The sequence below is a fragment of the Varibaculum cambriense genome (assembly GCF_022133705.1).
Taxonomy (GTDB): Bacteria; Actinomycetota; Actinomycetes; order Actinomycetales; family Actinomycetaceae; genus Varibaculum; species Varibaculum cambriense_A.
Window position 1 is genome coordinate 1 of the sequence record NZ_JAKNHJ010000020.1, and the last position, 20,887, is coordinate 20,887.

Annotated in this window: 13 protein-coding genes; 4 read left to right on the plus strand and 9 right to left on the minus strand. The window is 54.4% G+C overall.

Annotation, left to right across the window (positions count from 1 at the left end; all coding sequences use genetic code 11):
- Positions 1–137: 137 nt before the first annotated feature.
- Together L0M99_RS08890 and L0M99_RS08895 are read right to left on the minus strand one after the other, a co-directional pair.
- A complete protein-coding gene (locus tag L0M99_RS08890; protein ID WP_238128388.1) occupies positions 138–1,502 on the minus strand; it encodes a PFL family protein in 1,365 nt (454 codons plus the stop codon).
- A gap of 49 nt (positions 1,503–1,551) precedes the next feature.
- Positions 1,552–1,821 carry an ACT domain-containing protein gene (locus L0M99_RS08895; RefSeq protein WP_038108789.1) on the minus strand — a complete coding sequence of 90 codons (270 nt, stop codon included), beginning with the start codon at positions 1,819–1,821 and terminating at the stop codon, positions 1,552–1,554.
- Positions 1,822–1,908: 87 nt separating this feature from the next.
- Between L0M99_RS08895 and L0M99_RS08900 the strand changes: the two genes are divergently transcribed.
- Positions 1,909–2,529: a cadmium resistance transporter gene (locus tag L0M99_RS08900; RefSeq protein ID WP_238128389.1), complete on the plus strand. Its 621-nt coding sequence runs from the start codon at positions 1,909–1,911 to the stop codon at positions 2,527–2,529.
- Between the two features lie 191 nt (positions 2,530–2,720).
- Here L0M99_RS08900 and L0M99_RS08905 read toward each other — a convergent pair whose 3' ends face one another.
- Genes L0M99_RS08905 through L0M99_RS08915 form a run of 3 tightly spaced genes read right to left on the minus strand, consistent with a single transcriptional unit; the run spans position 2,721 to position 6,056 of the window.
- Positions 2,721–3,869 carry an ABC transporter permease gene (locus L0M99_RS08905; protein ID WP_024058403.1) on the minus strand — a complete coding sequence of 383 codons (1,149 nt, stop codon included), beginning with the start codon at positions 3,867–3,869 and terminating at the stop codon, positions 2,721–2,723.
- Positions 3,856–5,115, minus strand: coding sequence for an ABC transporter permease (locus L0M99_RS08910; RefSeq protein WP_238128390.1), 1,260 nt, complete (start codon positions 5,113–5,115; stop codon positions 3,856–3,858). Before L0M99_RS08910 ends, L0M99_RS08905 begins: the two co-directional genes overlap by 14 nt.
- A gap of 2 nt (positions 5,116–5,117) precedes the next feature.
- Complete coding sequence (locus tag L0M99_RS08915; protein WP_024058405.1) at positions 5,118–6,056, minus strand: ABC transporter ATP-binding protein; 939 nt, start codon at positions 6,054–6,056, stop codon at positions 5,118–5,120.
- Positions 6,057–6,276: 220 nt separating this feature from the next.
- On the opposite strand from L0M99_RS08915, the gene ybaK reads away from it, so the two are divergent.
- Positions 6,277–6,786 carry a Cys-tRNA(Pro) deacylase gene (gene ybaK / locus L0M99_RS08920; RefSeq protein ID WP_024058406.1) on the plus strand — a complete coding sequence of 170 codons (510 nt, stop codon included), beginning with the start codon at positions 6,277–6,279 and terminating at the stop codon, positions 6,784–6,786.
- A 155-nt stretch (positions 6,787–6,941) separates the two neighbouring features.
- On the plus strand, positions 6,942–8,207 hold the full coding sequence (locus L0M99_RS08925) for an Nramp family divalent metal transporter (protein WP_024058407.1): 1,266 nt from the start codon (positions 6,942–6,944) through the stop codon (positions 8,205–8,207).
- A gap of 168 nt (positions 8,208–8,375) precedes the next feature.
- Here L0M99_RS08925 and glgB read toward each other — a convergent pair whose 3' ends face one another.
- From glgB to L0M99_RS08940, 3 genes are all read right to left on the minus strand, one after another.
- Positions 8,376–10,559 (minus strand): 1,4-alpha-glucan branching protein GlgB, encoded by a 2,184-nt coding sequence (glgB, locus tag L0M99_RS08930; RefSeq protein ID WP_024058408.1) that lies wholly within the window; start codon positions 10,557–10,559, stop codon positions 8,376–8,378.
- A gap of 503 nt (positions 10,560–11,062) precedes the next feature.
- Positions 11,063–12,532, minus strand: coding sequence for an NAD-dependent succinate-semialdehyde dehydrogenase (locus L0M99_RS08935; RefSeq protein WP_024058409.1), 1,470 nt, complete (start codon positions 12,530–12,532; stop codon positions 11,063–11,065).
- Positions 12,533–12,699: 167 nt separating this feature from the next.
- Positions 12,700–13,956, minus strand: coding sequence for a Glu/Leu/Phe/Val family dehydrogenase (locus L0M99_RS08940; RefSeq protein WP_024058410.1), 1,257 nt, complete (start codon positions 13,954–13,956; stop codon positions 12,700–12,702).
- Between the two features lie 201 nt (positions 13,957–14,157).
- Between L0M99_RS08940 and L0M99_RS08945 the strand changes: the two genes are divergently transcribed.
- The gene (locus tag L0M99_RS08945) at positions 14,158–15,669 is read left to right on the plus strand and encodes a helix-turn-helix domain-containing protein (protein WP_024058411.1); all 1,512 of its coding nucleotides are present in this window, start codon (positions 14,158–14,160) and stop codon (positions 15,667–15,669) included.
- Here L0M99_RS08945 and L0M99_RS08950 read toward each other — a convergent pair.
- Complete coding sequence (locus L0M99_RS08950) at positions 15,666–20,807, minus strand: SpaA isopeptide-forming pilin-related protein (RefSeq protein WP_024058412.1); 5,142 nt, start codon at positions 20,805–20,807, stop codon at positions 15,666–15,668. The genes L0M99_RS08945 and L0M99_RS08950 overlap by 4 nt on opposite strands.
- Positions 20,808–20,887: the final 80 nt, after the last annotated feature.

A 20,887-nucleotide genomic window follows, 5' to 3' on the forward strand; every position in this document is an offset into this window, starting at 1 on the left:
CCCGGGCTTGCCTGCTGAGTTTCTTGCCAGTAACTTGCGTCAATTCCCGCTATTTCCTGCTCTCAGACAATTGACTGCCCACTCTGGCGGCGGAAACTATTCCGTCGCGACGTAGCTGTATATGCGGGTTGTCAGTGTTAGTTCTTGAAGGAATGTACCGGGGCGGGGATACGTCCTCCCCGAGCCGCAAACTTTTCTGAAGAGAGCGAGGCTACTTCCATAATCGGTGCCCAGCCCAACAGTCCTCCAAAATTCGCTTTGTCGCCTACCCCTTTACCCGGTACTGGAATCACCCGCACCGCGGTGGTTTTCCCATTCGCAACCCCAATAGCGGCTTCATCGGCAATCACACCGGTAATAGTAGCGGCAGGGGTGTCACCGGGAATCGCAATCATATCCAGTCCTACCGAACAAATAGCGGTCATGGCTTCTAGTTTCGCCAGGCTCAAGGAGCCGCGCTGGACTGCTTGAATCATATTTGCGTCCTCGGAAACCGGGATAAAGGAGCCGGAAAGTCCCCCTACCAGGGAACAAGCCATCAGGCCGCCCTTTTTAACCGCATCGTTGAGCAGAGCTAAAGCCGCAGTCGTACCGGGAGCTCCGACCGCTTCTACTCCCAGCTCTTCTATAATCGCGGCCACCGAATCGCCTACTGCCGGGGTGGGAGCTAGCGATAAATCCACGATTCCGAAACTGACGCCCAAACGCTTCGCTACGGTTTGCCCCACCAGCTGTCCCATGCGGGTAATCTTGAAAGCTGACTTTTTAATGGCCTCCGCGCATTCTTCAAAAGGACGCCCGCGCACCCCCTTAAGCGCCCGCTCGATTACTCCCGGGCCCGAAATGCCTACCGATACCACCGCATCGGGTTGGCTCACGCCATGGAAAGCACCCGCCATAAAGGGGTTATCTTCTACCGCGTTGGCAAACACTACCAGTTTTGCGGCTCCGATTCCGTCTTTATCGGCAGTTTTATGGGCGGCGGCGAGTATCTGCTGACCCATTTTTGCGGTCGCACTCATATTGATTCCGCTGCGGGTAGAACCGATATTTACCGAGGAACACACGATATCGGTAGAGGCTAAGGCCTCGGGAATGGACTCTATCAACGCTAAGTCACTGCGGGTGGCACCGGCTTGCACTAGCGCGGAATATCCACCTACAAAATCTACGCCCACGGCCTTACCGGCGCGATCGAGCACCTGAGCGAAGGGGAGGAGGTCGTCGGTACGACAAGCCGCTGCCACCAGAGAAATTGGGGTTACTGAGAGGCGTTTATTAATGATGGGTACCCCGAATTCACCCGCGACTTCCTCGGCGGTGGCAACCAGGCGGGAGGCGGCGCCCATAATCCGTTCTTCAATCCGTTCGCAGGCGCGCTCGATATCCGCATCGGCACAGTCCAGTAGGGAAAGCCCCAAAGTAACCGTGCGTACATCCAGGTTGTCCTCGGCAATCATCTGTATGGTTTCCAGGATTTCCCCGGTGGTATCCAGTCCCATTATTCTCCCTTGCGTTTAAGGCTCCCTGCGTAGTTTTACGGTAAGTAGTTTAGAGTTTGTGCATGGCGTTGAACAGGGATTCCGCCTGCACTTTAATAACCAGCCCTTGCGTTTTCTCTACTGTTGCCATCGCCTGCTGCACCTGCGCTAAGGCGATTTGAGTCTCCTCAAATTCTAGCTGCATAATCATGGTGAAATATTCATCCATCAAGGTCTGCGACACATTGATGATGTTCACCTGGTTTTGAGCGAGCGCTTGAGAAACCGCCGCGATAATCCCGGTGTGATCAATCCCGGTAACCGTCATAATTGCTTTCACGTGCTTCAGCTTACGTTCTTCTGCAGCTTTTTTGCGATTTCTCGCCCCGGTTTCTTCACTTCTGCACTCTTAGGTAATAATGGCGGAGTGACTTCTAGTTTGATTTTTTCGACCCTCGTGCAAGCGCTAGTGCTATTTGTAGCCACCAATATTGACCACTTGGCGTTACTGGCTTTGTGGTTTGTACACGGCCAGAATCGTCCGGGAACCACTGCGCGCATCTGTGCCGGTCAATATGTAGGTTTCGGGGTGATCCTGGCAGTAACCGTAGTCTTAAGCGCAATTTCTGGTTTGGTAATCCCGCAGGAGTACCTGCGTTTCTTGGGGCTGATACCCCTGGCACTGGGGATAAAAGCGGCGATCGGAGAAATCCGCGAGCGCTTGTCTGCAGAAGAGGATGACGACGAGGACGAGGGCGAGGCGCAACTAAAGGGGAAAAAGGTCAGTGTGGGTGCAGTTGCCCTGGTGACTATGGCTAATGGGGGCGATGAAGTAGCCGCCTATCTACCAGTTTTTGCCCTCTCTACCTGGTGGCAAATCGCCCTGTTTTGTGCAGTGTTCTTAGCGCTTGCTGGGGTGCTGCTTGCTCTTGCCCGTTTCATCACTGGACGTATGGGGCTGGCAGAGGTATTGGAACGTTTTGAAGCGATTATTTTCCCCAGCGTACTTATCCTGCTAGGAGTACTAATCCTCGTGGATCTGCTTTAGGTGGATTACCTAGCTGGGGGAGATAGCAAACACGAGCTGACGCTAAGAAAGAAGCGATTACCAATAGCGTGGGAGTAGGTTTTATCCGAGTAGGCGCGGTGGGCATAAGAATTTGGAAAATGTCGCTACGTTTTCCAAATTCTTGGGCAGGAGGAAAAACCTACTCCCGCGCGAACAGACGCCGCTTTCTTTTAGGCACGTCTCCGCAGGCGCGTGATTAGCATGGCGATGCCCCATAGCGCCAGCGTGAAAACTACCTGCACTCCGATATTTACCCAGAACTGTGAGGCGGCGGCGCCGCTAAAGCTGGTCATTTCGGCTAACGCATTGTTATTGTCGATGTAGTAAAAGCTGGGTAGCGCTCTCCCGATGGCTACCACCGCATCTGGCATTAGTTCCCGAGGAATAAACGCCCCGCACAGGAAAGCACTGGCTAGGGCCACCACGTTTACGATGGCGCTGAGGGCTTCCTTGTTATTGGTAATTTTTGTCATTAAGAAGCCTAAGGCTAGTACCGGCAGCCCAAAAGCCACAATGTTAAGCGCATAGAGTCCCTGTCGTCCGGTATCGGCGATGCCGGGCAGTAGCAGTCGCACTAAGAGCACATTGAGTGCCACGAGGAACGCTACGATTAGGGCGCAGCCGGCTATTAGGCTTAGGTCAATCCGGAAGGGATGGGCGGGGGAAACCAGGGTACGTTTACGTACGTTTATTACCGAAAAGGCCGCTAGCACCATAGTGATTACATAAGTGGCGCCGGCCATTAGGGTGTAGCTGCCAAAGTTATACAGGGCGGTCACGTTGTGGAGTGTTTTTTGATCTAAATGGGAAGTGAGACTGACTTTACTATCCAGTTTCAGGCTAGAGTTTACCGCTTTGACCAGCTCGTCCTCGTCCGTTAAATATTGCCCATATCCGGTAGCCAGCCGCAGGAAACGACTTACTAATACCTCGGCCGAGGCGCTCTCGGAGCTGGGGCGAGATTTTACGTCTACCACCGGTTTTTCGCCTTTGAGGATGGTGGTGGTGAAGTCGTGGGGCAGGTAAACGACGTAGGACAAAGTTTGGTAATAGAGGGCGTCGTCGATTTCGCGTTCGCTAGTGCCGGTGTCTGCTTTCTTGGTTTGTCCGGCCAAGTAGGAGTTAAAAGACCGGGTGAGGGCAGTATCGTTGCCGCGGTTGATAACTAAAACTGTAGGTTTGGAAGCGGTGAAATCACCGGAGGAGCCAGGGCTGGTGTGGAAAGCAGTCAGTCCCATAACCACCATGATGGTGGTAAAGAGAATAACGAAAGCAATATTGCGGAGCAGTACCTGCAGGAAACCTTTAAAGACTGTCATAGCGTTGCTTCCTTAGGACGAACAGGGAGGCACCCAGGAGCACTGCTGAAATAATCAGCAGCAAGGTGACGTCTTGCCAAAAACCATCGAATCCGGGGTGATAGTAGAGGTTATAGAAACCGTCCGTGATTAGGGCAGTGGGATTTAGTTTATTTACCAGGGGCGCTTTTTGGTCTACTACGTAGCGCATGGTTCCGCCCATCATGCCGGCCAGTACTGCCCCCAACATGGTGACTGAAATCAAGACTCCAATTTTCATGTTTTCCCCGCCGGGCACGAGCGCGGAAATCGCTACCCCGAAGGACAATCCGACCAGGGCTCCGAGGGAAGTTAGCAGGAAGGTTAATGCCCAATTGGGGCCAAAATCGATATTGAACAGGACGTGGCACACTGCCACCAGTAAAATCAGTCCCACCAATTGCAGTAGGTAACTGGAAATAATCCCGGAAATAATCAGTTTGGTTTTGCTGGTCGGTGCCACCGCTACTCGTCTGCCGATTACCCCCAGGGGTGGCTGGGCATTATTCATCACTGTCATGGAGAACATCCCCCCATACAGGGCAGCCATAGCTAGCAGCGAGAAGAACTCTGCCATCAGCAAGTCCATAGATTTGGGGCTGCGGTCACGCAAAGTAAAGTCGCTCTTAGCGAGTTTGTCTTGAACCGAGGCCGCTACCTGGGAAGGATCAAAGGCAGGAGGCTGGCCGGGCGGAATATTTTGAAAATCCGGCGGAGAGTGGGCGCGAACTTTTGCTGCCATCTCTCGCTGCGTCAGTTGGCTGATCATATCGGTGCGTTGGGTGATCTCGTCAAGAATCGCTTTCAAGATAGTTTGCTCCACCCCGTTGGAAGCCAGCGTCAAATGAGCTTTGGCATCCCTGCTGATACCTGCTTGCGAGGAGCCGGTAATCTCGACTACTCCGGAAACTTCCTCGTCCTCTAAAAGCCATTTTCCTTCCTCTAAGGTCTTGACCATACGCAGTTTCAACAGGGGTTGGGTTTCCGAGCTGACGGGGGAGGAGTCCTTCTTGCTTAAATCATCGAAAGCGATTTTGAAGGTGCTGTCTTGGTAGACCTGGGAGTTTACTACCGCTACCGGGACGGTATCGAAGGCTTCTTTATTGACAATGTCACTGAGTGCCCCTTTGAACAGCAAGCCCAGCAGGAGGGGAAAGGCGAGCGTCCAAAAAACCAAGGTGCGGTTGGAAAGCAGTAGCTTTAGGTTGTATCCGATTAGGTGCCCCATAGCTAGTCTCGCAATTCCTTGCCGGTTAGCTGCAAGAAAACGTCATTTAGGGTGGGACGCTCCGAGTAAATCGACTCATAAGCTATGCCGGCCTGGCTCAACTGGGCGATGAGAGTGGAAACGTGGTTTTGTCCGTGCCGGTAAACTAGCTGGACTGTGCGATTTCTGGTGGTAACTGACTCAATTTGGGGATCGGATTCCAGCTTTTCTTTAAGTTCTGGAGGCAGCTCCACCCCCTGCAAAGTAACTTTTTCTTCTATATCAGATAACTGTTTCAACTCATTAATGGTGCCTTGCGCAATGATTTCACCCTTGTCAAGAATGATGATGCGGTCGCAAATCTGCTCTACTTCTTCCATATAGTGAGTGGTGTAAACCACCGTGGCTCCGCGGTCACGCAAAGTGACGATACCGTCCAGGATATTGTTGCGGCTTTGGGGATCGACTGCCACGGTCGGCTCATCCAGGAAAATCAGCTCTGGTTGATGGGCGATACCGCACGCTAGGTTTAAGCGGCGCAACAGGCCTCCGGAGAGCTGCTTAGGGCGAAACTTTAGGTACTCCTGCAAGCCCACCAACTTTACTGCCGCTTCAATTTTTTTCGCGCGTTCGGATTTGTCGGAAATATAGAGCCCGCAAAAATAGTCCAGATTTTGCGCCACGGTTAGCTCATCGAATACTGCTACATCTTGGAAGACCACCCCTAGGCGCCGTTTAATGTCAAAAGCATCGGGACGCATTTCTTTCCCGAAAATCTTCACGCTCCCGCTGCCAAAACGCAGCAGGGACAGCATGCAGTTGATAGCGGTTGATTTACCGGAGCCATTGGGGCCGAGCAGCCCCAGAATTTCGCCTTGACGCACCTGGAAAGTTAACTTATTGAGGGCGCGCAACTGCTGGTAGTCCTTAGATAGACCCTCTACTTCGATTACGTTGGTCACGACGGTTCTCGCGTTCTTAAAGTGGCTATAGATGTAGCAATTTTAACAAGGCTAATCCCTTAGGTACCAGTAAACAGGGGTGTTAATCAAGAATTACCCTAACTTTACAGCAGCTTTTAGATAGATTTTCGAGATAGAGGAAAGAAGAATTTTTCCATCGTAAATTTATGGAGTCGGTTAAGCTGGCAGACAAAGCAGATATCAAAGGATGGGTGAGCTTATGGGGAAGAAACATGTGAAAACTAACGCCATGCGCGCCCTCGAAAATGCGGGTATTGCAGCGCAAATGACTCAGGTTTCTTCCAAGGGGGAGTTTTTAGATGCGCTCACGGTTGCCCAGGCGCTGGGGGTGGATCCGAATCTGGTGTATAAAACCCTAGTTTTAGAGGGCGGCCCCGGAGAACATTTCGTGGCGGTAGTACCGGCTACGCACGAGTTAGATTTGAAGGCTGCCGCCAGGTGCTTTGGGGTAAAGCATTTGACAATGTTGCCCTTAAAACAGTTAACCCCGCTTACCGGTTACCGGAAAGGGGCCTGTTCGCCCCTGGGAATGAAGAAAGATTTTCCAACGGTAATCGATGAATCTGCTTTTTCGCAAGAAAAAATCTATGTTTCTGCAGGTAAGCGCGGCTATCAGATTCTGGTGGCGGCAGCAGATTTACAGAGGGTGATTAGCGCAAAGCGAGGGGAGATTTCGCGCCCCCTAAATCATGGCACTCGAACGCCCTAACGGCATTGTTGCGTGGTTTTTATCTTCCGAAAAATCAAGGTAAAGTTTCGGGTATACGAAACTTATCTAAGGGATACCCGAAAAACGGCTAAGGGAAAGTATAAGTCTAGCTAGATGAAGTAGTTTCCCCGATACAGAAAGGTGAAGCTGCGCAGATGGAAAAGCATCCGACTCCAGATTCTCAGAATGCTCCCGACGCTAAATCAGCAGCCAAGAAAGGGCTGGTTCCGTTACTAGGACCAGCCTTCGTAGCGGCAGTAGCCTATGTTGATCCCGGGAACGTAGCCGCCAATATCACTGCTGGAGCCCGCTATGGCTACCTGCTGGTGTGGGTATTGGTGCTTGCCAACCTGATGGCGGTAATCATTCAATATCAAAGCGCCAAACTGGGGCTAGTAACCGGGAAATCTCTACCGGAGATTTTGGGGGATCGGCTTCCCAAAGGTAAACGCATCGCGTTTTGGATCCAAGCGGAGATTATCGCCGCCGCCACCGACCTCGCCGAAATCGTGGGGGGCGCAATCGCTCTGCAGCTACTGTTTGGGCTGCCGCTGTTGGCAGGGGGCTTTATCGTAGGCTGTGTGTCGTTAGCGCTGCTAGTTTTTCAGAATGAACGCCGGCAAAAACAGTTCGAAACTATCGTGGTCGGTTTGCTAGTAATCATTACCGTAGGCTTCTTGTCGGGGCTGGTGATTAGCCCGCCTGATCCTGCGGGAATGTTGGGGGGATTACTGCCCCGTTTTGCCGGCACCGACACCGTGCTGATCGCGGCCTCCATGCTGGGGGCAACGGTTATGCCGCACGCTATTTACCTGCATTCTTCGCTGGTAAATCACCGTTTCCCGGAGCGAGGCTCTCGCGATATTCCCCACCTGTTACGTGCCTCCAAACATGACGTGGCCTATGCGCTATTTGTCGCGGGAGCGGTCAATATTGCGCTGTTATTGCTGGCCGCCTCGGCGCTCGCTGGAAAGAGCGGCACCGATACTATCGAGGGCGCACATGCCGCTATCGAAAATGCTCTGGGCAGTGGAATCGGAGTAATTTTTGCGATTGGCCTGCTAGCTTCCGGTCTCGCTTCCACTTCGGTAGGTGCTTATGCGGGTTCGGAAATCATGGGCGGGCTACTGCATGTGCGGGTACCACTTTTCTTGCGCCGTCTAATCACCCTGATTCCCGCGCTGCTGATTCTGTGGCTCTACCCCAACCCCACCTGGGCATTAGTTGTTTCCCAGGTAGCGCTGTCTTTCGGGATTCCCCTGGCGGTAGTGCCGCTTGCTGTCTATACCCGTAAGAAAGAACTGATGGGCAGCTACACCGATAGCCAGGCAATGCGTTGGACGATGGGCGCCATCGCGGGCTTGATAATCGCCCTGAATCTGCTGCTGGTGGTGCTCACTTTCGTGGGAGTTGACGTATAAACCGGTGTCTGTAAAGAGCTAGGTTATCTCGGGAAAGCAGCCTGCGTCCTCGCGATTGGTTTTGGTATCCGGGAGAGTAGATCTAAAAGTATTAAGGGTGCGTCCTCGAGAACGAACCATTCTCGAGGACGCACCCTATTAAGCCATTAAAGTGGCTAAGCTAGTGATCTAGTCTTCTTTAGGACGCAACCAGAGGCACCCCAAGGGCGGTACCCTTAGCTCTACCGAATAGGGGCGGCCATTCCACTCCATATCTTCGGCAGATACCTGACCTAAGTTGGTGACCCCGGAGCCGCCATACTTGGCGTCATCGGTGTTAATAATTTCTTCCCACTCCCCGCCGTCGGGTAGTCCTACTCGGTAGCCTTCGTGGGGATTACCTGCGAAGTTACAGATACACACCATCTTGTGTTCGCGTCCGCGATCATCACGGGACTTGCGTACATAAGAGATCACGTTGTGTTCGGAATCGTTGGATTCGATCCATTCAAACCCGGTGTGTTCGTCATCCCACAATGCCGGATCGGTGGTGTAGATCTGGTTCAAGTCCCGTACCAGTGCTTGCACCCCTTGGTTGCGCTCGTCATCTAGCAAGAACCAATCTAGGGAACGATTCGCATCCCACTCGGCGCCTTGGGCGAACTCGCCGCCCATGAACAGCAGCTGCTTACCTGGGTGTGACCATTGATAGGCGTAAAGGGAACGTACCCCCGCCAGTTGCCGCCAGTAGTCACCTGGCTGCTTGGCCAGAATCGAACCCTTGCCGTAGACGACCTCGTCATGAGACAGCGGTAAAATATAGTGCTCCGAGAACGCATACACCAGGGAGAACGTGAGTTCGCCGTGGTGCCAAGACCGGTTTACTGGGTCTTCACGCAGGTAACGCAAAGTATCGTTCATCCAACCCATATTCCACTTCAAACCGAAGCCCAAGCCCCCGGCATCGGTAGGAGCAGTTACCCCTGGCCAAGCTGTAGACTCTTCTGCAATCATGCAGATGCCCGGATATAGGCGGTAGCAGGTGGCATTGGTTTCCTGGAGGAAAGAAATCGCTTCCAGGTTTTCGCGTCCGCCATACTGGTTTGGATGCCACTGGCCTTCTTCGCGGGAATAATCCAGGTAAAGCATGGAGGCCACCGCGTCGACCCGCAAACCATCGATATGGAATTCATCCAACCAGTAAAGAGCGTTGGCCACCAGGAAGTTTCGTACCTCGTTGCGACCAAAGTTGAAAATCAAGGTCCCCCAATCGGGTTGTTCCCCGCGGGTGGGATCCGGATGTTCATAGAGTTTGGTGCCATCAAAGTCGGCGAGCGCAAACTGGTCTTTGGGGAAATGGCCGGGAACCCAGTCCATGATCACCCCGATTCCCGCCTGGTGCAGTTTATCTACCAGGTAGCGGAAATCATCGGGAGTACCATAGCGGGACGAGGGCGCATAGTAGCCGCTCTGCTGGTAACCCCAGGAACCATAGAAGGGATGCTCGGAAACTGGCATCATTTCTACGTGAGTAAAGCCCATATCTTTGACGTAGGTAACCAGATCGTCAGCCAAATCCCGATAGTGGGTGTCATAAGACCAGGATCCGATATGCATCTCATAGACCGACATGGGGGAGTTATGGGGATTAGTTTTTGCCCGCTTGTCCATCCACTCTTGGTCTTCCCACTGGTGGTGTTTATCGGTAACTACCGAGGCCGTCAAGGGAGGAATCTCGCAGGCGCGCGCCATCGGGTCGGCTTTTTGTTGCCAGGTGCCATCCGGTCTTAAAATCTCGAACTTGTAGCGAGCCCCAATTTCTACGTCCGGGATAAACAATTCCCAGACCCCGGAAGAACCGAGGGAACGCATCGAGGAGGTCTCCCCGTCCCAATAGTTAAAGTCACCCACTACCCGCACCGCTTGGGCGTTCGGTGCCCAGACTGCGAAGGATGCCCCCTTGGTTTGCCCCATCTCGGTTTCATAGGTGCGCAGGTGAGCTCCCAGCACTTCCCAAAGTCGCTCGTGACGCCCCTCAGAAATCAGGTAAAGGTCGAATTCGCCAACGGTGGGCAGGTAACGGTAACCGTCATCTAGCTCTGTGGTTTCTTCCCCATAGGTGGTGCGCACCCGGTAATCAGGGATTTCGGTGCCGTCAAGGACTGTCACCCAAATGCCATCTTGCTCATGGGTGGCGGGGAATGTGCCCTTGGGAGTGATGATCTCTACCGCATCTGCCAGGTGGGCAACGGTGCGGATAGTTACGGAATCTTCCCCCACGTGGGTGCCGAGCACCGAATGGGGGTCAAAATAGCGTCCGTGGGCAACGTTAGCAAGGACGTCTGGATCTACAGGTACAGGTTTTGCGTTCATGCCTCTAGCGTGTCACGAATCGCCCAATAATTCTTTAGAATAACGCCCCGATTTCCAATTATTTTTTCACCCCGAGTTCCAGCAGCGTGCATAGCTTAATGTCATCTGGTTTTATTATTCGGGGCTGGCTCGGTAAAAGCACTCCGGCTAAAGCGCGGGGGAGAAGTTTTTCCTCCTGCCCAAAATCTAAAAAGCTGTGGCTTTTTAGATTTGCTTATTAAGCCCGGGAAAAGTTCTGATTTATAACCAGGTATCCGAAAATTAGTCTTGCGATTACTAAGCTGTCTAGCCTGCTCGGATAAAACTTCTCCCCCACGCAAGGGGCACAGCTTGTGCGGGATTTTCGCAAGGTACGTACTGAGCGTGCAGGGGCGGATTTATGCCGCAGGGTAGGCTCCGGGCACTAAATCCGTGAAAATGCCAGAGCATTTTCCGGATTTCGGGGCGAGAGGCAAAATCCGCCCCTGCGGTCGGAATCTAGTGGTGACGTAGGTGGGGAAAGGTTACCAATCGAGGCTGAAGTATTGCACCTCTTGGAACTCCCTAATCCCTTCGCGGGCGCCCTCGCGACCAATCCCGGATTGCTTTACTCCCCCAAAGGGGGCGGCGGGATCGGAAACCAGGCCGCGGTTTACTCCGATCATTCCGGCTTCGATTCTTTCCGCTAAATGCAGCGCCCAGTTCAGGTCGCCGTAAACGTAGGAGGCCAGTCCCATTTCGGTGCCATTTACCATTTTGAGGAGTTCATCCTCGTCTGCATATTCCTTAATGGGGGCGAGGGGCCCGAAGATTTCGTTTTGTAGTAGGGGAGAGTCGGCGCGGGGTACTTCGATCACTGTGGGTGCCACGAAGTATCCGGCTAGATCCTGGGGGAGGGGTGCTTGCGCCAGGACTTTTGCTCCTTGGTCTTGGGCGGACGAGAGTAGCTCGTTCATCCTTTGCTTTGCTTTTTCGTTAACTACCGTGCCGATTTCGGTTTCTGGATCTAGTCCCGCGCCTACTTTCAGAGCTTCTACCCGCTGGCATAGCTTTTTCGTGAACTCTTCTTTAATGTCTTTGTGCAGGTAGATCCGGTTAGCGGCGGTGCAGGCTTGACCGCCGTTGCGGAACTTGGCAACCATCAGCCCTTCGATAGCGGCGTCTACATCGGCGGTAGCGCCTACTACGAAGGCCGCGTTTCCGCCTAGTTCCATAGCGGTGTTCACTACCCGGGGAGCGGCCAGCCCCAGCAGGGTGCGTCCTACCGGGGTAGAGCCGGTGAAGGACACTAGGCGTACTCGAGGATCGGCTAGCCAGGTATTGGATATTTCGGCAGAGTGGCGCGAAGGCACCAGGTTTACTACCCCGTCTGGCACGCCGGCCTCTTTTAGGATGCGCATAATGGCCAGGGCGGTTAAGGGGGTTTCGGAGGCTGGTTTCAGCACTACCGCGTTGCCGGCGGCGAGGGCGGGCGCGATTTTCCGGGTCGCCATGGCGGCCGGGAAATTCCAGGGCGTGATCAGTGCGCATACCCCGACCGGGCGGGCAGTGACCAGGGTGCGCGAGCCGCCTGCGGGCGGAATCGCATAATCTCCGTCAGAGCGTACAGCTTCTTCGGAGAACCAGCGGAAGAATTCGGCGGCATAGGAGGCTTCGCCCAGAGAATCGGTGTAGGCTTTACCGTTTTCCCAGCTCATTAAGCTAGCGAGTTCCTTGGAGCAAGCAATCATTAGCTCCCAGGCGCGGCGCAGGATCTCGGCGCGTTCGCGGGGGGCGCGGGCAGCCCACCCGGGTTGAGCGCTGGCTGCAGCATCGAGAGCAGCACTGGCATCGGCGGCGGTACCCGAGCTTACTTCAGTAATCGCGCGAGTGGTGGCGGGATCTATTACCGGGAAGGTTTCCCCGCTCGCGGCTGGCCGGGTCGAGTTGTTAATCCAAATTGCTCTTTGCGGTTCCAAGTCTGCTACGTACTGCGTTAATTTCTTGCTATCCATAATCTCTTCTTCTCTTTTCGTTCAGATACCGCTTTTTCTGCGCCCTCGCGCATATTCTATATTCCTATTATCAGAGGTGGCAGGAAAAGTATCTCCCCCGAGCGGCCGGCCCGCTCGGGGGAGATATGGTTTCACCTCAACGGGCAGATTTTCTGCCTAAGCGTCGATCACGGGTAGAGACCGCGCCGTTTGTGCGCCTGCAAGACGCGCTCCACCGCCAATACGGTAGCTGCAACCCGCAAGGTCACGCCCTTTTCTTCGGCGTAGGCTTCAACGTCTTTCCAGGCGGCGGTGATCCGCTGTTCTTCTTCTTTTTGTACCCGCTCTAGCGGCCAGAAGAAGTTGTCGCGTCCTTGTACCCATTCGTAGTAGGACACGATTACACCACCGGAGTTCGCCAGAATGTCGGGAACTACCATGACGCCTTTTTCGTTTAGGATCTTGTCGGCGGCGGAATCAGTCGGGCCATTGGCGCCCTCGACAATAATCTTGGCTTTCACATCGGGAGCATTGTCCTTGGTGAGCACGCCCTCAATGGCGGCCGGTACCACTACGTCGACGTCCAGCAGTAGCAGCTGGGAGGCATCCATGGGTTCGGCACCGGGGAAGCCTACGACTTTGCCCTTTTCGTCAACGTATTCGCCCAGAGCCTTGGTGTCGATACCGTCGGCGTTGTAGATGGCGCCGAAGATATCGGAGATGGCGACTACTTTGCCGCCGCGACGCTGCGCGATTTCGGCAGCTCCGCGCCCAACTTTACCGAAGCCTTGGATCGCCAGGGAGGCGTCCGCGAATTTAATGCCCTTTTTCTTCAGAGCGGCTTCTACCATGATTACTACGCCCAGGGAGGTCGCTTCTGCGCGCCCCAAAGATCCGCCGAGAGAAACCGGTTTACCAGTACAAATCCCGGGGACGGTGTAGCCTTGGAACTGCGAATAGGTGTCCATGATCCAGGCCATGGTCTGTTCGTTAGTGCCTACGTCCGGGGCGGGAACGTCCTTTTCTGGGCCGATAATCGGCAGAATCTCGGAAATATAGCGGCGAGTTACCCGCTCTAGTTCGGCCTGGGAATACTTGCTGGGGTCAATAGTGACCCCGCCTTTAGCTCCGCCATAGGGCAAATTCACTAGGGCGCATTTCCAGGTCATCCACATGGATAGGGCGCGAACTTCGTCAATATCGACGTGTTCGTTGTAGCGGATGCCGCCTTTGGCTGGTCCGCGCGTCAAGTTGTGTTGTACCCGGTAGCCGTGCAGTACCTCATGGGTGCCGTCATCGCGACGAATCGGAATCGAAACGCTCATTTCACGGCGCGGCGAAGCAAGCATCTCGTAGTCGCCCTCGGAAAATCCCAGGATTTTCTGGGCTTCCCGCAGCTGATTCTTCGCGTCCTCATAGGGATTCGGTTTGTAATCCTCGGACATATGTTTTGATCTCCTTTAAGGTTTTCAATTGGGGACTGACCTTAGATTTTCCTGACTGACAGGAATCATATAGGACGATTGTCGTCATTGCTAAGGTAGTCAGCGCCCCATCACCTCCGTTTTGAGCGGCGGTAACTGCAGTCTATCTAGGACGAAAGTCAGGGGTAAATATGCAATATGCATAAATTGTGGAGGCATAATGTGCATAATGTATATATGATTACCGTGCAGGCGCTCTTGGGGCGGCCGCATTTACACATTCAATCCCTGTGGTGTCCGAATCCCTCGGCGAAGCTGCGCTGGGTGGCGACCTCGGAACAGATAAATCCCGCTACTTTCTTAGAGGGAAACGAGTTGTTGCTGACCACTTCCGCGGGGAATCCGAAAGGGGCATCGGGCTGGTTGGAGTATGCCCAGCGCCTGGTGACTGGGGGGATTACTACCCTAGGATTTGGCCTGGGGGTCAGCCACGATACCGTTCCTCCGCTACTGGTACAGGCAGCCCGAAAAACTGGTCTTAATCTGATTGAGGTTGCCCCCGATCAATCTTTTGTCGCACTTTCGCAAGAAGTCGCGCAGATGATCGAGGTCGAAGCCACCTCGGGGAAATATAAACTGACGGCTTTGCAGCAGCGCCTGATCCAAGCATCTGCGCAGCCGCGCAGTATAGACACGATTACCAGGGAGCTAGCGCGGGGGATTGGCGCGCGGGTAATTATCAGAGATAAGGTGGGCAGGGTAGTAGCCCAAGCGGCCGCACCCACGTTGCCTGCCGATTTAGGGGAGTTTTCAGAACAGTCTTGGGAGAGATTTTCCGCCAATACGGCGCAGCTTTCCTTTGAAACTGAGGAAGGCTACTGTCTTTTCACTCCGATAAATGCCCTCGGGCAGGAAACCGCTTGGCTACAAGCCTGTTGGAGCGTGTTTCCCCAGCCGTGGCAGCAGCAGGCCCTTTCGCAGGCGGGGCTGTTAGTCGCCTCGGCGTTAGCTAATTTCCGCTTTGTTGCCTCCTATCATGGGCGCCTATTGCAACGGGCATTTGAACTGTTACTTTCTGGGGAGCTGGGGGCGGCGCAGATTCTAACCGAGATGGCGTTTCCGCTCTCTCGCCCGCTGAGCGGACGCTATGTGCCGGTAGTAGTGGCCGGGGAGGAGGGAGCCCTGCGGGCTTTAGCTGCCAGAGTGGAGCGGGCAGTCACTAAAACTATGCCTCCGCCGCTGTGGCGTTTTGGCGCCGAAAATCTGGAAATGGCGATTCCGGTAGCGGCACTGCCGCTAACTTTGTCGAACTTCTCTCGCAAAGAATTTTCGGCTCTGCGGGCGGGGGTGGGGCAGGATTACCCGATCTCGCGGTTTAATGCCGGCCTAGCGGGGGCACGGCAAGCCTTGCGGCACACCGGAAATACCCAGCCGGTAGCCCGGTGGGAGGAGATTTCCCGTTCCGGACTATTGCAGGTAATGGGGAGAGAAACGGTAGCGGCGTTTTCTCAGCAGTTCCTGCTGCCCTTACGGGGAGAAGCAGACCTGCTGGCGCTGCTGGAACAGTATGTTGCCACTAAAGGTAACCGGCAGCAGATGGCCAAGACCCTGGGACTACACCGCAACACCGTGGCTAAGCGGCTAGAAAAACTGCAAAGCAAACTAGGCGTTAACCTGGCAGAAGCCGGTGCCCAAGCCTCCGCCTGGGTAGCCCTCCAAGGACGCAATTCCTAGCGGTCTTGGCGCAGTTTGCGAGCCGTGAGCACTCCGGCTCCAGCCAGTGCCAGGATCGCGGAGATCAAAGCCAAGGTGGCTCCGTTCGCACCGGTAATTCTCAGTGACGAGGGCGCCGGTCCCGCGCTAGTGCCAGAGGCATTCGAACCACCGGTCATATACGCACCGGCAGGTGCCTCGACAGCTCCACCGTTTTGGTCAGCTGACGGTGGCGTAGTGCTTGCTCCACCGTTGTCACCCGGATGGGGTTCAGAGGTAGGGTCAGTACTGGGCGCAGTCGGCTGGGAAGTAGGTTCGTCGCTAGGCTTGGTGCTCGGCTCATCCGTGGGATCGGGAGTCGGTTTATCTTCCGATCCCGCCAGGTTAACGAAGGGTTTCGCAGCGTTTTGTGACCATTTGCCATCCGTTCCCTTACTGAAAGAAAGCGTTTGCTCCGCTGCCAGTTCCAGACCCTTGGCAGTGGTTAGCTGCTTTAGCTGGTACTGCAAGCTTACGTCGTCAACCTTTACTTTATAGGCACCGGTCGCAGCATCTTGGTCAGTGCGTACCGCGAAGGTGGTGGTGCCACTGACAAAATCAGCGACTTCAAAGGCAGCCGCGGTATTGGGCTTACCATCTTTGCCCAGGGGAGTGACCTGGAAAGAAGTTCCGGCTACTGGCTGATCTTTACCATCAACCACCTTCCAGGTGAGTTCCCCGCTGACCGGTTTGGGATCAGGGGTCGGCTCGTCTGTGGGATCCGGTTTGGGATCCGGGGTGGGATCGGTGGCCTGCTTGTTATTGCTGATCACCAGCGTCCCCTCAGTAAGGTCAACCCCGGTGTCATCTACTGAAACCTGAACTTTTCCACCCTCAAAACTGATGGTGTAAATCTTGGTGTCTTTGTCGTAACCTTCCGGGGCAGCGGTCTGCTGCAACTTATAGGTCTTAGCTTGATTCAAAGTGGCCTGGAAAGAGGCATCCGCCTTATTCTCCGTGACCGGAACGGTTTCGCTACCATCTTTCAGGGCGAAACTGCCGCCCGCTAGGGGCTTAGAATCCTTATCTACCAGTTTCCAAGTAAACTGCGCGGTCTTAATCACTGGAGTGTTTTCAAACTTGAGTCCGCCCAGATCAACGATTTGGCTGTAGCGTCCATCAGTTTGCAGCTTGAAGGTGACCACCTGGGCGCCGGTCTTGGGAACGAAATCAGCGCCAGCGGTTAGCTGTTCCACCTGGTATTTAAGAGAACCATCTGGAACTTCTACCCGGTATTGCCCCAGATTTGGATTCAGATCCCGATCCCCGGCGATTGCGGTGGCATCAGATACGATGAAAGACTTCGTGGTATCCAAGTTCTGCCCATCAGCTTTAAAGGCAGTCACCTTAAAGGAAGTGCCGGGCACATACTGCTTAGCATCCGCGCTGGATACTACTTCCCAACGAATCTCTGCCTTGGTGGGAAGTTTAACGTTCTTAATAACCAGACCCTGATCTGCCAAAGGCTTACCATTTATCTGCGGCTGGTAGGTGTCACCCTTGGCAACGAAAGTGAGCGTATAGCTGGCGGTATCGGCTTTATAACCACTGGGAGCAGTAGTTTCGGTCAAAGTGTAGGTCTTGGCGGGATCCAGATTCGAAGCGCTATATACCCCGGGATCGGCTGCGTCCTGGGAGGTAACCGTCAACGGGGCTTCCCCACCGCTCAGGGTGAAGGTAGCTCCATTAAGGTTCTTGCCGGCAGTGTCCGTCAGCTTCCAAGAGAAGGAAGTAGTAGCCGGAGGCTTCGGTAGAGCCACGTTGGTGAAGGTAACTTCACTGGTTTCCTTACCGGCAACCACCGCAGCCCAAATCCCATTGGCGTTATCTTTTTCTACGAAACTTATTTGATAGGAGGTAGCGTCACCCAGCTTGTAGCCTTCGGGGGCGGCAGTCTGGGTGAGGGTGCAGGAGTCCTTAGTGGGATCCAAAGAAACGCTATAGGTACCGGAGGCGCTACCTGCAGCAGGAAGTGCTACCTCCTCAGAGCCGCAAACCAGTTTGAAGCTGCCACCAGGCAGCAGATTATTGGCGGTATCTTGTAGTTTCCAGTTGAAAACTACCGGCTGAGGAGGCAGCGGAGTCTTGGTGTTAGTAATTACAAACGCTTCCCCGCTTGCTGCCTTGCCGTCTACTTTTGCCTGGTAGCCCTGGGAGGTCTTTTCAAAAGTAACGGTATGACTGGTTTGCTGCGGCAAGTCGTAGCCTTTTGGAGCAGCGGTTTGGGTGAGCACATAGCTCTTTGCCGGATCTAAGTCACTGGCGGTGAAAGTACCGGAAGCAGAATCCGGGATGGTAACTGCCGCACCGTCTTTTTCAGTCAAAGTAAACTGTCCGCCAGTTAATGGCTGGCCCTTATCATCCTGCAGCTGCCAGGTGAATGCAGTTGTTTCCGGCTTCGGATCCGGGGGAGTAACCGTGTCCTCACACTTAGTTACCGCTTTCACCACCGTATCGGCACTCAGCTTCGTCTGCATTAACTGATCCTCCGCTACCGGGGCATCGTTGAGTTCCCAATGATCCACCGCGCAGGTCTTACCCGAAACCGAGGGTAAAGTTACTGCCGGTAGCGATCCGATAACAGTATTCGGGGGTAGATAACGCGCAGTGGTATACGCCTGGGGGAGGGAACCGCCCTCGCCAGCTACCTGGTACTTCAACGAGTAACCCTGCGCCCACAGCAACCCGTCCTGGGTGTAAATCTGGCCGTTAACTGGGAAGATAAAGGCATCCGCCGCGTTCTTATCGCCGTGATAGGCGAACAGTGAGGGGGTCACTCGCGATTGCAGGTAATAGTTACCGGCCTTGGGAACCGACAGTGCCAGATTATTGTAAAGAGTGCTGGTCAGAGCGGAGGAAAGCACAGTTTCGCCCTCGGCAGTGACCAGGGAGAAAGGTACTGACTGTTTCTTTTGGGTGAGCTTAGCTACCGCGGTACTCAAACCCAAAGTTTGCGGATTGCCGGCGCCGTCAGCTTTTCCATCAGCAAAACGCAAGTTTAGTACCTGCCCCTTGCCGGAGCTGGTGTCTAGGGGCATATTTTCCTTGTCGGCAAGCGGGTAGGTACGCTGCGCGCTGCCATCAGTACGGGGAGCACCCTCAGGCGAGGTGACCTGGAGCTTAGCGCCGGCGTCCAAGTTTGCGGTAACGGTGTTGCCGCCACCGGTACTTTGGTAGCCGAGTCCTACCCCAGAGCTGGCCTGTCCGCCAATCAAATCCAGATTGGGGCTGCCGGAAAGAGTGATTTTAGCGGGAACTTTAGTCTGATACCCGGAGCCAATTGCTGCTCCGAAACCGTAACCTAATTTTTGAGTTTGCTGCGATACTGGCTGCACGGAGGCTTGCACTGTGGGAGAGTCAGAAATAGTGACCTGGAAGGGGTCGGATACGTAGGTATCTATAAACCCGGCACTGCCGATTACTGCTCCATCGCGGCGTCCAAAGACTTTCGCAGTCACATTTGCCTGGTCAGTGAGGCTTACCCGCCCGGAACGGTTAGCGGCAGCGCCAATAGCTCCGTTAACCGCAGTGTACTTTTCGGCAGAATCCCGGGCAGTCTCCGCATTCACTCGCGCATTTCCCGAAATAACCACCTGGTTTTGCTCGGCCCCGCGAATCGTGTCTTCGTTCAAACGGGAGTTGCCCGCAAAGATTTGTTCTGGGGGGAGACCGCCAGCCCCAATAGCGGGGGATTCTCGAACTACCCCGAGGGCATCAACCTGGGCGCTATCAGTAATGGTGACCTTAGTAGCTCCCGAGGCGTAACCCCCACCAATCGCGGCGCCGCGACCGTTAGAATAGGCGGTTACCTGGGCATTACCAGAGATTTTTACGTCTAGGTTGGCGCTGTCAGGGCCAGACCCAATAGCCGCGATATCCCCGGCCTGATCGAGGTTAGAGTCCGCGGAGCCCACTGCGACTTCGCCGCCGCTAATAGCTACTTCACAGCCAGGAGCCTTTGGCCAGCCGAGATTAGCGAAGTTTTCGTTCCAGTTGCCCACCCCACGGCAACCAATATTCATCGCGCTATTGCCGGTGTCGCCACTAGCCGGGCTGACCTGGACAAGGCCACCGGAAATATTTACCCGTGGGTACGGCTGGGTGAAAGCATTCTTTATGTGTCCCTCAGAATCTTGCATGGGGGTAGTGAAACTACCTGCCCCCAGGGCGGTGTGGTTCCCGGTAGCGTTAATCTGTCCGCCGCTAACGTTGATAGTGACCGCCGCGTTTTTCTGTGCCCAATCGGCTTGTGCACCTGCCGGAAGTTTAACCGCGCCGCGACCAGTACCGATGAAAGCCCCTCCGTACGACCCGTTGCCTACTTTTGCCAGGTTGACAGACCCGCCTTTGACATTGATAGTGCCCCCAGCGCTCCAGGGGGTTTGATCGTAGTTGTTGAGCCAGCTGGGATTAGTATTCGGGTTCACCTCGTAGTAAGCACCACCGGAACCAATCAGGGCAGCACTTTCGGAAGACCCCTTGAGGTTTAAGGTGCCGCCAGCAATGTTAATGGTGCCGAAAGTTGAAAAGTATTGGGTTCCAATCAGGGCTGCTTGAGAGCGGGGAGAGCCGGGATTGTTCAGGTTCAAGACACCCGATCCCGCCTGGCCGACATTCAAAGTAGTATCTGCCTTTACCTGCACCAAGGGGAGTGGAACCGGGTATTCCTTGGTGGCATTTTCCGAGGAGGCGTCCTGGCGGGTGAAAGTGTTTGTCCCGCTAAAAGCCAGGCGGTTATGGGCATTGTTGTCCCCAGCGGTAACCATCGCCAAGTCTGGGTGGGAGGAGTTATCGATATTGAGGTTGTTTACCGTCAGGGTATGACCTGCGGTGACCAGGAAAGACAGTCCCTTAAAAGTCTTATTAGTCGCGCCGGTTACGGTGACGTTGCCCCCAACAGTGATGGTGCGCTTTGAGGCGTCGGCAGGCAAAGCAGAATCGCTGAGGTCGATGTCCTCGGTGAGGACGGTACCCAGCTGGTTCCAGGATTTGATGACCTTACCGTTGGCGGCGTTAGCGACACCTACCGCTAAAGCCGGACCGATCAGGGCGATCATGTATCCGATTAGGGAGAGGGTGAGGACTAGCGCCGTGGGGCGCTTAGCTAAGGGATTGCGCATCAGGACTCCTGCTGGTTTCCTCAAAGTTACAAAGATTACAATTCTGTAACAAGTCTACCAGAATTTGAGGTTGATCCGCT

What these genes read in the sequence shown, in the direction of transcription:
- L0M99_RS08910 (WP_238128390.1), bottom strand. Translation starts at nt 5,115, where the DNA reads ATGGGGCACCTAATCGGATACAACCTAAAGCTACTGCTTTCCAACCGC.
- L0M99_RS08890 (WP_238128388.1), bottom strand. Translation starts at nt 1,502, where the DNA reads ATGGGACTGGATACCACCGGGGAAATCCTGGAAACCATACAGATGATT.
- ybaK (WP_024058406.1), top strand. Translation starts at nt 6,277, where the DNA reads ATGGGGAAGAAACATGTGAAAACTAACGCCATGCGCGCCCTCGAAAAT.
- glgB (WP_024058408.1), bottom strand. Translation starts at nt 10,559, where the DNA reads ATGAACGCAAAACCTGTACCTGTAGATCCAGACGTCCTTGCTAACGTT.
- L0M99_RS08925 (WP_024058407.1), top strand. Translation starts at nt 6,942, where the DNA reads ATGGAAAAGCATCCGACTCCAGATTCTCAGAATGCTCCCGACGCTAAA.
- L0M99_RS08940 (WP_024058410.1), bottom strand. Translation starts at nt 13,956, where the DNA reads ATGTCCGAGGATTACAAACCGAATCCCTATGAGGACGCGAAGAATCAG.
- L0M99_RS08935 (WP_024058409.1), bottom strand. Translation starts at nt 12,532, where the DNA reads ATGGATAGCAAGAAATTAACGCAGTACGTAGCAGACTTGGAACCGCAA.
- L0M99_RS08905 (WP_024058403.1), bottom strand. Translation starts at nt 3,869, where the DNA reads ATGACAGTCTTTAAAGGTTTCCTGCAGGTACTGCTCCGCAATATTGCT.
- L0M99_RS08950 (WP_024058412.1), bottom strand. Translation starts at nt 20,807, where the DNA reads ATGCGCAATCCCTTAGCTAAGCGCCCCACGGCGCTAGTCCTCACCCTC.